This is a genomic window from Bradyrhizobium sp. HKCCYLS3077 (assembly GCF_051167555.1).
GTDB lineage: Bacteria > Pseudomonadota > Alphaproteobacteria > Rhizobiales > Xanthobacteraceae > Bradyrhizobium.
This window is the reverse complement of the sequence record NZ_JBNPTH010000002.1, coordinates 701,144-715,189: the sequence shown is the minus strand read 5'-3', so window position 1 is coordinate 715,189 and position 14,046 is coordinate 701,144. Positions and strand designations below refer to the sequence as shown.

Below are 14,046 nucleotides of genomic sequence, written 5' to 3'. Positions count from 1 at the left end.
CAATGACGGTGGGAGGATTGTTAGTGCCCGAACGCCGCTTCGAGCGGTCCCTTGGGCATGATCACGTCGAACACGACATCGAAGGTCACGAACATCACGGCGCTGAACAGGAACGCCGTGAGCAGCGACTTCCAGATCGCGATCTTGCCGACGATACGCATGAAGCCGGCGATCAGGAGGAAGCTCGCGACATAGATGCCGAGGAACTGCATGGCGATGCAGAACAACAGCGTGGGGACGAACACCGCCATCACGCGGCGCAGCTGCGCCCGCGTGACGAAGGTCTCGACCGCCTCTTTGCGCGACAGGAACGCGGCGCCGATGCCGTAGAGGCTGGCACCGCCGAGAATGACCGAGAGATAGAACGGGAAGTAGCCGGGCTCGGGACCGGTCGAGTCCCAGGACGCGCCGGTCCGCCAATTGTCCCAGGCCAGCAGGACAGCGAGCCCGAGCAGCAGCAGCGACACCGCGACGTCGACCGTCCGGTTGGATGTCACGGACGGAGAGTTCTCCTCCGGCGCAGTGGGATCGTCGACCGCGATCTCGAGCTCAGCGTTGGACATGGATCCTGCTCCCCTCGCCCCGTCCTACTTCGCGACGAAGCCGGCTTCAGTCATCAGCTGCTTGTTGAGCGAGCCGTCCTCTTCCAGGAACTGCAGCATGTCCTTGCCGGTGAGAAAGATCGGCTTGAGTGCCTGCTTTTCCATGTAGTCCTTGTATTCCGGCGTCTGCACCAGCTTGCTGAACAGGTCGACGTAGAACTCCTGCTGCTCCTGGGTCACCTTGCCCGGCAGGAACATGCCGCGCAGCATCAGATACTGCACGTCGAGACCCTGCTCCTTGCAGGTCGGGATGTCGTTCCAGGACTGCGTCTCCGTGACCTTGGTGGTGTAGGAGATGCGCTCCTTGTCGAACACGCAGAGCGGACGGACCTGGCCGGCACGCCAGACTTCAAGATTCTCGGAAGGGTTGTTGACGTTGGCCTCGGTGTGGCCGCCGACCAGCTGGGTCGCGGCTTCGCCGCCGGACTTGTACGGGAGATAGGAAAACTTGGCGCCGGTCTTCTTCTCGAGGAATACGGTCAGCACGTGATCCTCACGCTTCGAGCCGGTGCCGCCGAGCTTGAACGGCGAGCTCGATGCCTTGGCGGCGTCGATGAACTCCTTCACCGTCTTCGGGCCATTGACGTTGTCCCACAGCACGAATTGGTCGAGCGCGATCACGGCGACCGGCGACAGCTCGCGCCAATCGAACGGCAGCTTGGCCGACAGCGGCAGCATGTAGATCAGCGAATAGGCGATCAGCACCTTGTTCGGATCGCCGTCGCTGGACTTCATGTACATCAGCGCCTCCGCGCCGGACGCGCCACCCTTCAGCGACACGACGACCGGCTGCTTCAGCAGATTGTTCTTCTGGATTGCGGCCTGCATCATGCGAGCCATCTGGTCGGACGCGCCACCGGCGCCGGCGGCTACGACGATCTCGACCGGCTTGGTCGGTTCCCAGCCGGCAAAGGCCGGCGCACTGGCGAAAAGAGCCACGGTGGTGGCTGCGATCTTGATCAGGTTACGCACGTGTTTTCATCCCCGTTCGAAGTGCCAGCTTGTATCCTACCAGGATACTGTCGGCTTATTGTGATCACTTCAAGAACACAAGCGAGATGCGGCCTCATGATGTCGTCATAAGGTCGCAAGCCCCGCGTCAGACTACTTGCCCTTCCAGTTTGGCGTCCGCTTGTTCAGGAACGCATCCATGCCCTCGCGGAAATCCTCGCTCATATAGGCCCGTAGAATCAGGTCCTCGCCCTCGTCGCGCGACAGCGTCCGGCGGATGCGGCGCACCGCCTCCTTGGTCACTTCGAGCGTGATCGGCGCATGCGAGGCCACGAGCTTCGCGGTCTCCAATACGCGCGCCTGCAGCGTGTCGACATCCGGCACGATCTCGTTGAGCAGCCCGAGCGCCAGCGCCTCCGGCGCTTCCACCAGCCGCGCCTTGAAGATCAGATCCTTGGTGCGCGCCGGGCCGATCAGGGACACCACGCGCGAGATGTTTGACATCGACAGGCAATTTCCGAGTGTACGGGCGATCGGAAAACCGATGCGTGTGGTCTCTGTGCCGATGCGGATGTCGCAGCAGGCCGCGATGCCGGCGCCGCCACCGGTGCAGGCGCCAGCGATCGCGGCAATGACGGGCACGCGGCACAGCTCCAGCGTGCCGAGCACGCGATCAATGCGCGCCTCGTAGTCGAGCGCGTCCTGCGCCGTCTTGAAGGCGCGGAATTGGGAAATGTCGGTGCCGGAGGCGAACGCCTTGTCGCCGGCGCCGGTCAGGATCAGCGCCTTGATCGACCGGTCGGCGTTGATGGCCTCGCAGATCGAGGCCATCTGGTCATACATCGCGAAGGTCATCGCGTTGCGCGCCTGCGGCCGGTTGAAGGTGATCTTGGCGATGCCGTCGTCGACGGCATAGATGAGATCGTCGGAGCCGCTCGCAGGCGCGTTCATCAGGCCACCTTCGGAATCGGCGCTGCCTCGCGCGCCTTGAGGACATCCATCGCCGCGAGCACGCCACCGGCGCGATGCGGCACATTGGCGAGCGCAAGACCCATCTCGACGCCGGACAGCGTCCCCATCAGCATCAGGTCGTTGAAGTGACCGATATGGCCGATGCGGAATACCTTGCCCTTGATCTTGTTCAGGCCGGTGCCGAGCGACATGTCGAAGTTTTCCAGCACGGTCTTGCGGAACGCATCGGCGTCATGGCCCTCGGGCATGACCACGCCGGTCAACGCCGGCGAATGCGCCTGCGGGTCGGCGCATTGCGTGTCGAGGCCCCAGGCCTTCACGGCGGCGCGCGTCGCGAGGCTGTGGCGGCGGTGACGCGCGAACACGTTCTCGTGGCCCTCCTCCTCCAGCATCTTCAGCGCCTCGTTGAGGCCCATCAGGAGATTGCAGGCCGGCGTATAGGGGAAGGTGCCGAGCTTGTTGAAATTGATGATCTCCTGCCAGTCCCAATAGGAGCGCATGCCGGGATTGGCCTTGGCCACCGCAAGCGCCTTCTCAGAGACGGCATTGAAGCCGAGGCCCGGCGGGAGCATCAGCCCCTTCTGCGAGCCGGCGACGGAGACGTCGATGCCCCAGGCGTCGTGCTCATACTCCATCGAACCGAGGCCCGAGATGGTGTCGACCATCAACAGCGCCGGATGGCCGGCGCGATCGAGCGCCTTGCGCACCTCAAGCGGCGGCGTCAGGCAGCCGGTCGAGGTCTCGTTGTGCACGACGCAGACGGCCTTGATCTTGTGCGCCTTGTCATCGACCAGGCGCTGCTCGATCGCCGCGATATCGGCACCATGACGCCAATCGCCGGGGATGAAATCGACGTCGAGCTTGAACTTGTCGGCGATGCCCCGCCACAGCACCGCGAACTGGCCGGTCTCGGCCATCAGCACCTTGTCGCCGGGCGCGAGCGTGTTGACGATCGCGGCTTCCCACGCGCCGGTGCCGGACGACGGATAGATGATCACCGGCTGCTTGGTGCGGAAGATCCGCTGCGATGCTGCGAGCACCGCAAAGCCGAGCTCAGCAAACTCGGGGCCGCGATGATCCATCGTCGGCATGTCCATCGCGCGCAGCACGCGGTCGGGCACGTTGGTCGGCCCCGGAATCTGAAGAAAATGCCGTCCTGTGTGCACAGTCATTGGCGTCCATCCCCGGTCATTTGGTTGGTGCGCGGACGTGGCATGCCACGCGCTCGTCGCGCTTTTCTCCCGCCAGACCGCTGGCGTCAACAAAGAAGACGCGAGCACCGATCGCTTCGGGCTGACATCCCTCAGATGCACACGACTCCCTTTCTTCTGTGCAGTGCGACACCAGCCGGAAAGACCGGCCGCCGCCCGCGATTTCGCCTTACTTCACAACTGCGAGATGCCGCGGCGCATTGCCGGGCATCGGCTGCTCCAGCAGCGCCATGGCGGCATCGACGCCGCCGCCACGATGCGGCACGCCGGCGACCCGGAGCCCCATCTCGACACCGCTCAGCGCCGCCATCAGGGTCAGCTCGTTGCACTCGCCGAGATGGCCGATCCGGAAGACCTTGCCGGCGACCTTGGACAGGCCCGAGCCGAGCGACATGTTGAAATTGTCCAGCACGACCTGGCGGAACTCATCGGCATTATGGCCGGGCGGCATCAGCACGGCGGTCAAGACCGGCGAATGATCCCTGGGCTCCTGGCACAGCACCTCCAGCCCCCAATGCTCCACCGCCGCGCGGGTCGCAGCCGCAAGCTTGAGGTGGCGCGCGAACACCTGATCGAGGCCTTCCTCGAGCAGCATCGCAATTGCCTCGCGCAGGCCGTAGAGCAGGTTCGTCGCCGGCGTGTAGGGGAAGAAGCCGTTCGCATTCAGCTTCAGCATATCCTCCCAGTCCCAGAACGAGCGCGGCATCTTGTTGCTCTTGGCAACCGCGCGCGCCTTGTCAGAGACGGCGTTGAAGCCGAGACCCGGCGGCAGCATGAACCCCTTCTGCGAGCAGGAGACGGCGACGTCGACCTTCCACTCGTCGAAGCGGAAGTCGGCCGAGGCGAGACCTGAGATGGTGTCGACCATCAGCAGCGCCGGATGCTTGGCGCGATCCATCGCCGCGCGCACTTCGGCGATCCGGCTGGTCGCGCCGGTCGAGGTCTCGTTGTGCACGACCATCACGGCCTTGAGCTGATGCGCGGTGTCGGCCGCCAGCTTCTCCTCGATCACGGCGGCATCGACGCCGCGGCGCCAATCGCCGGGAATGAAATCGACCTCAATGCCCCAGCGCGCCGCCATCTGCCGCCACAGCGTGGCGAAATGGCCGGTCTCGACCATCAGCACCTTGTCGCCGGGCGACAGCGTGTTGACGATCGCGGCCTCCCAGGCACCGGTCCCGGAGGATGGATAGATGATCACCGGGCTGGTCGTCTTGAAGATCTTCTGCGAGCCGCTGAGTACGGCCTTGCCCAACTCCGCGAACTCGGCGCTGCGATGGTCGATCACCGGCATGTCCATCGCCCGCAGCACGCGCTCGGGCACGGGGCTCGGGCCCGGAATATGCAGGAAATGACGACCTTGGTGACGGGTCACGGCAGAACTCCAGGGAAGCAGCGGCATCAAGGCACCCACAATTGCATGCAATTTTCTCAAGAACAAGAGATCAACGCATGCATTTCTGCAATCGACCCCATCTGTAACTACCGCTACAATGGGCCAGCATGAGTTCCACGATTCCAGATATCGAAACTGTCGATGTGGGCGAGCCGACCAGCCGCCCCTCCCCCGCGCGCGACGAGACCTCGCTTCACGAGGAGATCCTGGCGCGGCTGCGCGACTATATTGTCGAGGGTCATGTCGCCGATGGCGGCCGGCTGTCCGAGCGGCAGCTTTGCGAAATGCTGGGGGTCTCGCGCACGCCATTGCGCGAAGCTCTCAAGGTCCTGGCGGCTGAAGGCCTGGTTGAGCTGCTGCCGAATCGGGGGGCCCGCGTCCGCCCCTTGAGCGCGTCCGACATCCAGGAGCTGTTTGACCTGATGGGCGGCCTCGAAGGCCTCGCCGGCCGCCTCGCCTGCGAGAAGATCTCGGATGAAGAGATCATAAAAATCGAACAATATCATCATGATATGTACGGTTTTTACATGCGCCAGGACATGCAGGGCTATTTCCGCATGAACCAGCTCATCCACCGCGCGATCGTCGATGCCGCCGCCAACGCCACGCTTCATGCGACATATGAAAGTCTCGCAGGGCGTATTCGCCGGGTCCGCTTCTCCGCCAACTTCGCCCGCAAGCGTGAGCGCTGGAGCGAGGCCATGCGGGAGCATGAACTCATCCTCGACGCGCTGCGCCGGCGCGCCGGCAGCGAGCTGTCGGACATCCTGTTCCAGCACCTGCGTAACAAGGGCGCCGCTGCGATCACCTATTTCGCCGAGGATCAGAACGGCATAGCGACCGCGTCTGGCGGCAAGCCGACAGGCTAGACTAAGGTCGAGGTCGCTCCTCTAAAATTGCATGCAATTCGGTTGACGCTGTTCCATAAATGATTGACACCGGGGCAAGGCCCGGTGAACTGCGACGCGACCAGGGCTGATCAGGGATCACCATGCCGAACGCCAAAGCCGGTCCGTCCAGGCTCGAACAGAAGCTCCGTGCCGAGATCACGGGCGACGTTTTCTTCGACCGTTTCAACCGCGGCCGTTACGCCACCGACGCCTCTTTCTACCAGGTCATCCCGGCCGGCGTGGTCGTGCCGCGGACCATGGACGAGGCGCTGCGCGCGCTCGCCATCGCCCGCGACGACGGCCGCATCGTCACCCCGCGCGGCGGCGGCACCTCGCAATGCGGCCAGACCGTCAACGAAGGCATCGTCGTCGACTTCTCCAAACACCTGAACCGCATCGTCTCGCTCGACGTCGAGGGACGCACCTGCGTGGTCGAGCCGGGGATCGTGCTCGACGACCTCAACCGCCAGCTCAAGAAGCACGGGTTGTGGTTTCCGGTGGATGTGTCCACCGCCTCGCGCGCCACGATCGGCGGCATGGCCGGCAACAATTCCTGCGGCGGCCGCTCGCTGCGCTATGGCACGATGCGCGACAACACGATCGCCATCGATGCCGCGCTCGCGGACGGCACGCTCGCGCTTTTCGGCGAGGTGCCGCGCGATCTCAACGACGTCAATGCGCCGGACAAGACCCGCGCACTGTTCCGCGACATGCTGGCATTGGGCGAGCGCGAGGCGGCGGAGATCGCCGACAAGTTTCCGAAGGTGCAGCGCCGCGTCGGCGGCTACAATCTCGATGCCCTGACGCCGCGCAATGCCGCAAACAACCTCGCCCACCTGCTGGTCGGATCGGAAGGCACCCTCGCCTTCTCCACCCGCATCGAGCTGAAGCTGTGGCCGCTGATCCGCACCAAGGTGCTCGGCGTCTGCCATTTCGGCAGCTTCTACGAGGCGATGGATGCGGCCCAGCATCTGGTCAAGCTGAAGCCGATCGCGGTCGAGCTGGTCGACCGCACCATGATCGGGCTAGGCCGTGATATCGCGATGTTCCAGCCGGTGATCGCGGCGGCCGTCCGCGGCGATCCGGACGCCATCCTGGTCGTGGAGTTCGCCGAGGAGACGACAGACGAAAACCTCGCCAAGCTGAAGCAGCTTGGCGAGCTGATGGGCGACCTCGGCTTTGCCTGGAGCAACGAGCCTCGCAAATGGGGGGGCGTGGTCGAGATCACCGAGCCCGCGCTGCAGACCGCCGTCGCCGATTTCCGCGCCGCCGGCCTCAACGTGATGATGTCGATGAAGGAAGCCGGCAAGCCGGTGTCGTTCGTCGAGGATTGCGCGGTGCCCTTGCCGCATCTCGCCGACTACACCGCGCGCCTCAACGACGTCTTCGCCAGGCACGGCACCCGCGGCACGATGTATGCGCATGCCTCCGAGGGCTGCCTTCACGTTCGCCCCGTGCTGAACCTGAAGCTGGAGAAGGACGTCAAGGCGATGCGGGCCATCGCCGAGGAAGCGTTCGCGATGGTGCGCGAATACAAGGGCTCGCATTCCGGCGAGCATGGCGACGGCATCGTGCGCTCGGAATTCCACGAGCAGATGTTCGGCCCTCGCATCGTCGCCGACTTCAAGGAGATCAAGCAGCGCTTCGACCCCGGCAACGTGCTCAACCCCGGCCGCATCGTCGATCCGCCCAGGATGGACGACCGCACGCTGTTCCGCTATCCGCCGGACTATCGCGTCAATGACATCAAGACCGTGCTCGACTGGTCGGCCTATCCCGGCGCCGCCGGCGGCTTCCAGGGCGCGGTCGAGATGTGCAACAACAATGGCGCCTGCCGCAAGCTCGACGGCGGCGTGATGTGCCCGTCCTATCGCGCCACCCGCGACGAGAAGGATGTCACGCGCGGCCGCGCCAATACCTTGCGGCTTGCGATCTCCGGCCAGCTCGGCTCCGGCGCGCTGTCCTCCGACGAGATGATGGAGACCTTGAAGCTCTGCGTCTCCTGCAAAGCCTGCCGCCGCGAATGTCCGACCGGCGTCGACATGGCCAAGATGAAGATCGAGGTGCTGGCGGCGCGCGCAAGCACGCATGGCCTCACGCTACGCGACCGGCTCGTGGCCTACCTGCCGCGCTACGCCGATCTCGCCGCCCGCTTCGCGCCGCTGGTGAACCTGCGCAATCAATTCGCGCCGCTGCGCGCGCTGATGGAGCGCGTCGCCGGCATCAGTGCGAGGCGCCAGCTGCCGGCGTTCCGCAGCGACACGTTCCGCGTCGACGCCGAGGCATTCGGTCCCGAGAACGGCCACGAGGTCGTGCTGTTCGGCGACACCTTCAACCGCGTCTATGAGCGCGAGAACCTCGACGCCGCGCTGCGCGTGCTGATCGCCGGCGGCTATCGCGTCTACGTGCCAAAGCCGGCCGATGGCGGTCGTGCGCTGTGTTGCGGCCGGACGTTCCTCTCCGCGGGACTCGTTGAAGAAGCAAAGTCCGAGCTGCAGCGGCTCGTCGACACTTACGCGCCGTTTGCGTCTCGTGGCGTGCCAATCATCGGGCTAGAGCCGAGCTGCCTGCTGACCTTGCGGGACGAACTGCTGTCGCTGCGCAACGACGCCACGGCCAAGACGATCAGCGCCCACGCCCTGCTGCTCGAGGAATTCTTGGCGCGCGAGGCCGAGAGCGGCCGGCTCGCCCTGCCGCTTGGTCCCCTGCCCGGCAAGGCCTTGTTGCACGGCCATTGCCACCAAAAGTCTTTTGCTGCGTTCAAGCCGGTCGAGCAGGTGCTGCGGCTCATCCCCGAGCTCGCGGTGGAGACCATCGAGTCCTCCTGCTGCGGCATGGCCGGCGCGTTCGGCTATGGCGCCGAGACCTACGAGGTCTCGCTGCAGATGGCGGAGGCCTCGCTGCTGCCGGCGGTGCGCAAGGCTGACAGCACGACCTTCATCGTCGCCGACGGCACCTCCTGCCGCCACCAGATCCACGACGGCGCCGCCCGCGGCGCCGTCCACGCCGCGCAGCTCCTGGCGATGAGCCTGGATCGGGCGCAGCTGCGCGCGTAGTTCAAGCGTTGGCAGCCGCGGAGCGCGATCTCGATGTTCGTCATTGCGAAGAGCGAAGCGACGAAGCAATCCAGGGTTTCATGCGTGGCCCCTGGATTGCTTCGCTACGCTCGCAATGACGGCAAGAGCCACCTCATTATTCGTTGAACCGATAAAGGACTTCGACATGGCCGACCTCTCGCTCGACACCGCCCGCAAGATCCTCGATGCCACGCTCGCCAAGGGCGTCGAGAAGAAACTGAAGCCGCTCGCCGTGATGGTGCTCGACGCGCGCGGCTGCCTGAAGGCCGCCGTCGCTCAGGACGGCACCAGCCTGATGCGGGCCGAGGTCGCGCATGGCAAGGCCTATGGCGCGCTCGCGCTCGGCCTCGGCTCACGCGCGCTGTTCCAGCGCGCCCAGGAGCAGCCCTATTTCATCGATGCCGTCAACACGCTGGCGCAGGGCCGCATGGTGCCGGTGCCCGGCGGCGTGCTGATCATGGACGGTACCACTTTGCTCGGCGCGGTCGGCGTCTCCGGCGACACCTCCGACAATGACGAGATCTGCGCCATCGCCGGCATCGAGGCCGCCGGCCTCAAGGCGAATGCCGGCTGAGCTGGTCGTTGCGTTACCGCGCGTCGGCGATCACCGGCGCGCGAGCCCTCCCGATAATGCCGTGCGGTCCGGTTTCGGCGCGGGGTCGCTCGGTGCTTTGCGTGCCGATAGGGGCAGGCCCAAGGCATCGACGATGGGCATGACAGTGCCAAACTCCGGATTGCCCGTCTCAACGAGCGCTTTGTAGATGCTCTCCTGGTTGAGGCCCGCCTTTTTGGCGATCTCGGCCATCCTCCGTGCAGGGCGACGAGGCCAAGCGCGCCTCGCACAACATCAGCATCATCGGATTCGATCGCTGCAGCGGCGCAGATCGTGATCACCGGGCAAGGCGCGGCAATGCGTATCAGGAGTCGAAGCGGGCACTCGCCGCACCGGCAGACGATTTCGACGTCGTCCCGGTTCCCGAGGACACGCGCGACGGCCTGCATCGCTGAGCTTAACAAGAGTTCATCGGGAGCGGACATTCGCGGCCGAAACATTGCCGGCCGCAGAACGTTTGTACGACGGGGTGCACGGAGAACCGGACATGCCTCGGATCAGAGCCCGCACCGTCATCATCACCGGCGCTTCCGCCGGGGTCGGCCGCGCCATCGCCAAGCGCTTCGGCGAAGCGGGCGACCGCGTCGGCCTGATCGCGCGCGACGAGGATGCCTTGCGCGGCGTTCAGCGCGAATTGCAGGCGCGCTTCGTTCATGCCGAATATGAAGCGGTCGATGTCGCAGACGCGCAGGCCCTGCTCGATGCCGCCGAACGGCTCGAGGAGCGGCTGGGACCGGTCGATATCTGGATCAACGATGCGATGGAGACGGTGTTCTCGACCGTCGCCGACATCACTCCTGAGGAATTTCGGCGCGTCACGGAGGTGACCTATCTCGGGTTCGTGCATGGGACGATGGCGGCGCTGCGCTCGATGCGCCGGCGCGGCGAGGGCCGGATCATCCAGATCGGCTCTGCGCTCGCCTATCGCGGCATTCCTTTGCAGGCGGCCTATTGCGGCGCCAAACACGCGATCCGCGGCTTCACCGATTCGCTGCGCGCCGAACTGATGCACGAGCGCTCCCGCATCTCGCTCAGCATCGTCGATCTTCCGGCGGTCAACACGCCGCAATTCGACTGGGCCCGCGCGCATCTCGCGCACACGCCGCGGCCGATGGGACGGCCGGTCGAACCCGAGGTGATCGCGGACGCCGTCTATCGCGTCGGCGATGGCGGCTTTCGCGAATATTGGATCGGCTGGCCCACGCTGCTCACGATCCTCGGCAATGCCGTCGCGCCTGCTTTGCTCCACCGCTATCTTGCCGCCAAGGCGATTGCCGGGCAGCAGACCGATGTGCCGCTGGTGCCCGACCGCACCGACAATCTCGACCACCCGGTCACGCGTCTGCACCGCACCCGCGGGTCGTTCAGCCAAGGCGCGGCCCAGCAGGCCATCCTCGTTCCCGGCGACGTCGCCCGGGCCGCGACCGTCGCGATCGGAGCCGCGATCTTCTTCGCGCTGGGAGCGACCATGACCCGGCGGCGGTGGCGTTAGGCCACGTGCCGCAATGCTGCCCTTGCGCGACCCCAGTCAGATGCGTTTCTCTGTTCCGCGGCTTCAAGTCCGGTCCGGAGAGTCTCCATGACCATCGAGAGCATCAGCGCGATCACCATCGCCACCCACGACATGGCCCGCGCGGTCGCCTTCTATCGCGCGCTCGGCTTCGACGACATCCCCTATGGCGGCGCGGAGTCGCCGTTCACGACCTTCCGCGTCGGCGCGGGTTATCTCAACCTGGTCACGATGCCGGAGGACAAGCAGTGGAGCTGGTGGGGCCGCATCATCTTCCATGTCGGCGACGTCGACGCCGTCTATGGAAAGGCGCTGGCGGCCGGTTTCGACCCCTCCACCACGCCGCGCGATGCCGAATGGGGCGAACGTTATTTCCACCTCACCGATCCCGACGGTCACGAGCTGAGCTTCGCGCGTCCACTCGGCAAATGAGCTAGCCGAGCTCGAACGTCGTCACGCCGAACACCCGCTCGATCCGCAGCGGCCGGACCGGCCCGGTGTACATGCGCGCCGTCTCGAACACCGGCTTGAGCCCGAGGCCTTCGGCGAGAGCCACTGCCTCCGCATTGATTGCGGGCACGTCGAGGAACACCTCGCCATCACCCGTCGCGCCCAGCAGCGCCGCAACAACAGTCTCGGCATCGCTACGGCGATCCGCAACCAGCGGACCAATCTTGTAGCCGGTGCGACAGGGGCGGATCACGCCCCAGGCCACCAGCTCACCGCCCCTGACCAACGCCCGACCGACGTGCTGGGACGTGCCGATCCAGGTCTGCAGGAACGCACGTCGCTGCGCCGGAAACACGGTCGCGTCCGAGGCTTCGATCTGCGACATCGGCACGTCCGGCAGCGCGACGAGATCTGGCTCGACCGTGGCCGGTCTGGCGGAGGGCCGCCCGCCATAGCGGATGTTGGCATAGGCGTAGCCGAAGCCTGACTTGCGATAATTGTCCTGCTGAGCGACCACGCCGTCGAGGCCAACGACCCGCGCTCCCGCATGCGCCATCGCCGCCTGCCACAGCCGCAGACCGTATCCCCGCCCGCGCATGTCCGAACGGACGATGTAGAAGCCGAGAAAGGCAAAGCGATCGTCATAGTTCACGCAGGACACGGTCGCCACCGGCTCGCCCCTGAGCTCGGCGACGAGGAAGCCCTGCGGATCGACCGCCGCGAAGCAGGCCGCGTCGGAGAGACCCGGATTCCAGCCTTCGGCCGCAGCCCAGTCGACCGCGAGAGCAATCTCGTCGGCACGCATAGGGCGAATGGCTAGGCCATCGCCGTCGAATGCAAGATGTGAGGTCATGGCGTCATGGTAGTCCCGCCCCACGCAATCCGCAGCAGGAAATGCTCACGCAGTGAGACTTTGCCCGTCGGGTTACTATGTCGCACCCTCCGGGCCGTTGCGTCGTCGGGCAAATCAGGCGCACATTTTCCGCTGTCACGGCCCACGAGAGGGGCGCCTCGCGATCGTCACGAGCGTTGGACCGTTGATGCGATGGCCGTCGCGGCATCAGGCGCGTTTGCGCAAGACGACTGGTGACGTGGCGGACGGCGAAATCGTGTGGTCCTGACATCCCGACGCTGATGTCAACTCACGACGAAGCTTGGCTTCGCGCGAGGATGGTGGCCAGAAAGCCCGGCGCACCAGGGAGATCACGTATAAGCCGTAAGCCCATCGCGCAGGGAAGGCCGGAAGTTGCGGCCAAACCTGTGGTGACTGCCGCCTGCTTTTCTTCCTGCAGGCGGGCCATGGGGGCGGCGAGCTCCCGGCCTTCCCTGCGCCCTCTTCTTCAGAGGGCGGATGTCAGATCAACAACTCGGGCGCGACGCGCCGCGAGATCGCGGATGTATGTGTTCAGTTTGACGACAGCAAAGATGTTGGGAACGCTCGGGCATCTCAACCGGCGTCATTCCGGGACGCGCCTGAAAGGCGCGGGCCCGGAATCCATAACCACGATCGGGCGTATGGATTCCGGGCTCGCGCTGCGCGCGCCCCGGAATGACGCCGAATTGATAGTGGCGAGACTACTTACCCGGCCAGACCGGTTTGCGCTTCTCGGCAAACGCCTTCAGCCCTTCCTTGGCGTCCTCGGTCATCGCGAGCAGCGCGATCTGGCTTTCGAGATAGGCGATGGACTCGTCAAACGACATCGAGGCGATCGCGCGCATCGCATATTTGCCGCGGCGGATCGCCGTCGGCGATTTGTCGACGATGCGGCCGATCAGCCAATCGACCTTGGCGTCGAGCTCGGCGGCCGGGACGACGTGATTGAGCAGACCTGCGGACTGAGCGGCCTTGGCGTCGAACGGCTCACCCGTCAGCGCCCATTCGTTGACGAGCCGCGGCGGCGCCATGCTCTGCAGCAGGCTCAGCACCTGCATCGGGAATACGCCCACCTTCACTTCCGGCAGGCCAAAGATGACGTGATCGGCAGCGACCGCCATGTCGGTCATGCACAGAAGGCCCATGCCGCCCGCCATGCAGACGCCGCCGACGCGCGCGATCGCCGGCTTCGTGGCGTTCTGCGACAGCCTGAGCAGATCGGCATAGTCGACATTGGGGCGCGAGAAATCCATCGCGAAGGCCGCGCCCGAGTTCTGCAGGTCGGCGCCGGCACAGAAGGCCTTGTCCCCTGCCCCCGTCAGCACGATGACGCGTATCTCAGGGTCCTCATGCGCCTGGCGATAGCCGCGCGAGATCCCGGCGATGACGTCACCGTTGAGGGCATTGCGTTTCTCCGGACGGTTGATGGTGATCCAGAGGGCCTGCCCGCGCTTGTCGAGAATCACGCTGTTATCGGTCATCGCCTTGCCTGTCGCTTGC

At 65.3% G+C, this 14,046-nt stretch carries 14 protein-coding genes; 6 read left to right on the top strand and 8 right to left on the bottom strand.

Annotated features, from left to right (window positions below; translation table 11 throughout):
- Positions 1–20: 20 nt before the first annotated feature.
- From ACQR0Z_RS09480 to ACQR0Z_RS09460, 5 genes are all read right to left on the bottom strand, one after another.
- Positions 21–563: a tripartite tricarboxylate transporter TctB family protein gene (locus ACQR0Z_RS09480; protein WP_434876383.1), complete on the bottom strand. Its 543-nt coding sequence runs from the start codon at positions 561–563 to the stop codon at positions 21–23.
- 24 nt (positions 564–587) lie between these two features.
- On the bottom strand, positions 588–1,574 hold the full coding sequence (locus tag ACQR0Z_RS09475; protein WP_434876384.1) for a Bug family tripartite tricarboxylate transporter substrate binding protein: 987 nt from the start codon (positions 1,572–1,574) through the stop codon (positions 588–590).
- Positions 1,575–1,706: 132 nt separating this feature from the next.
- Positions 1,707–2,504 carry an enoyl-CoA hydratase/isomerase family protein gene (locus ACQR0Z_RS09470; protein ID WP_434918424.1) on the bottom strand — a complete coding sequence of 266 codons (798 nt, stop codon included), beginning with the start codon at positions 2,502–2,504 and terminating at the stop codon, positions 1,707–1,709.
- Positions 2,504–3,697 (bottom strand): pyridoxal-phosphate-dependent aminotransferase family protein, encoded by a 1,194-nt coding sequence (locus ACQR0Z_RS09465; protein WP_434859414.1) that lies wholly within the window; start codon positions 3,695–3,697, stop codon positions 2,504–2,506. Before ACQR0Z_RS09465 ends, ACQR0Z_RS09470 begins: the two co-directional genes overlap by 1 nt.
- 208 nt (positions 3,698–3,905) lie before the next feature.
- The gene (locus ACQR0Z_RS09460; protein ID WP_434918423.1) at positions 3,906–5,111 is read right to left on the bottom strand and encodes a pyridoxal-phosphate-dependent aminotransferase family protein; all 1,206 of its coding nucleotides are present in this window, start codon (positions 5,109–5,111) and stop codon (positions 3,906–3,908) included.
- A 128-nt stretch (positions 5,112–5,239) separates the two neighbouring features.
- Between ACQR0Z_RS09460 and ACQR0Z_RS09455 the strand changes: the two genes are divergently transcribed.
- The 3 genes from ACQR0Z_RS09455 (at position 5,240) to ACQR0Z_RS09445 (ending at position 9,673) form a co-directional block, all read left to right on the top strand.
- Entirely contained in the window at positions 5,240–6,001 is a 762-nt protein-coding gene (locus ACQR0Z_RS09455) for a GntR family transcriptional regulator (protein WP_434918422.1), read from the top strand.
- Positions 6,002–6,123: 122 nt separating this feature from the next.
- The gene (locus tag ACQR0Z_RS09450) at positions 6,124–9,078 is read left to right on the top strand and encodes an FAD-binding and (Fe-S)-binding domain-containing protein (RefSeq protein ID WP_434918421.1); all 2,955 of its coding nucleotides are present in this window, start codon (positions 6,124–6,126) and stop codon (positions 9,076–9,078) included.
- A gap of 166 nt (positions 9,079–9,244) precedes the next feature.
- Positions 9,245–9,673 (top strand): GlcG/HbpS family heme-binding protein, encoded by a 429-nt coding sequence (locus ACQR0Z_RS09445; protein ID WP_434918420.1) that lies wholly within the window; start codon positions 9,245–9,247, stop codon positions 9,671–9,673.
- Positions 9,674–9,703: 30 nt separating this feature from the next.
- On the opposite strand, the gene ACQR0Z_RS09440 is transcribed toward ACQR0Z_RS09445, so the two are convergent.
- On the bottom strand, positions 9,704–9,904 hold the full coding sequence (locus ACQR0Z_RS09440) for a DNA-binding protein (RefSeq protein ID WP_434918419.1): 201 nt from the start codon (positions 9,902–9,904) through the stop codon (positions 9,704–9,706).
- A 5-nt stretch (positions 9,905–9,909) separates the two neighbouring features.
- Here ACQR0Z_RS09440 and ACQR0Z_RS09435 point away from each other — a divergent pair, with 5 nt between their 5' ends.
- The 3 genes from ACQR0Z_RS09435 (at position 9,910) to ACQR0Z_RS09425 (ending at position 11,654) form a co-directional block, all read left to right on the top strand.
- Positions 9,910–10,107, top strand: a complete 198-nt coding sequence (locus ACQR0Z_RS09435) for a hypothetical protein (RefSeq protein ID WP_434918418.1) — start codon at positions 9,910–9,912, stop codon at positions 10,105–10,107.
- Positions 10,108–10,199: 92 nt separating this feature from the next.
- Positions 10,200–11,204 (top strand): SDR family oxidoreductase, encoded by a 1,005-nt coding sequence (locus ACQR0Z_RS09430; RefSeq protein ID WP_434918417.1) that lies wholly within the window; start codon positions 10,200–10,202, stop codon positions 11,202–11,204.
- 87 nt (positions 11,205–11,291) lie between these two features.
- Positions 11,292–11,654: a VOC family protein gene (locus tag ACQR0Z_RS09425; protein ID WP_434918416.1), complete on the top strand. Its 363-nt coding sequence runs from the start codon at positions 11,292–11,294 to the stop codon at positions 11,652–11,654.
- Position 11,655: 1 nt separating this feature from the next.
- Here ACQR0Z_RS09425 and ACQR0Z_RS09420 read toward each other — a convergent pair whose 3' ends face one another.
- Together ACQR0Z_RS09420 and ACQR0Z_RS09415 are read right to left on the bottom strand one after the other, a co-directional pair.
- Positions 11,656–12,525, bottom strand: a complete 870-nt coding sequence (locus ACQR0Z_RS09420; protein WP_434918415.1) for a GNAT family N-acetyltransferase — start codon at positions 12,523–12,525, stop codon at positions 11,656–11,658.
- Between the two features lie 722 nt (positions 12,526–13,247).
- On the bottom strand, positions 13,248–14,027 hold the full coding sequence (locus tag ACQR0Z_RS09415; protein ID WP_434859404.1) for an enoyl-CoA hydratase/isomerase family protein: 780 nt from the start codon (positions 14,025–14,027) through the stop codon (positions 13,248–13,250).
- Positions 14,028–14,046: the final 19 nt, after the last annotated feature.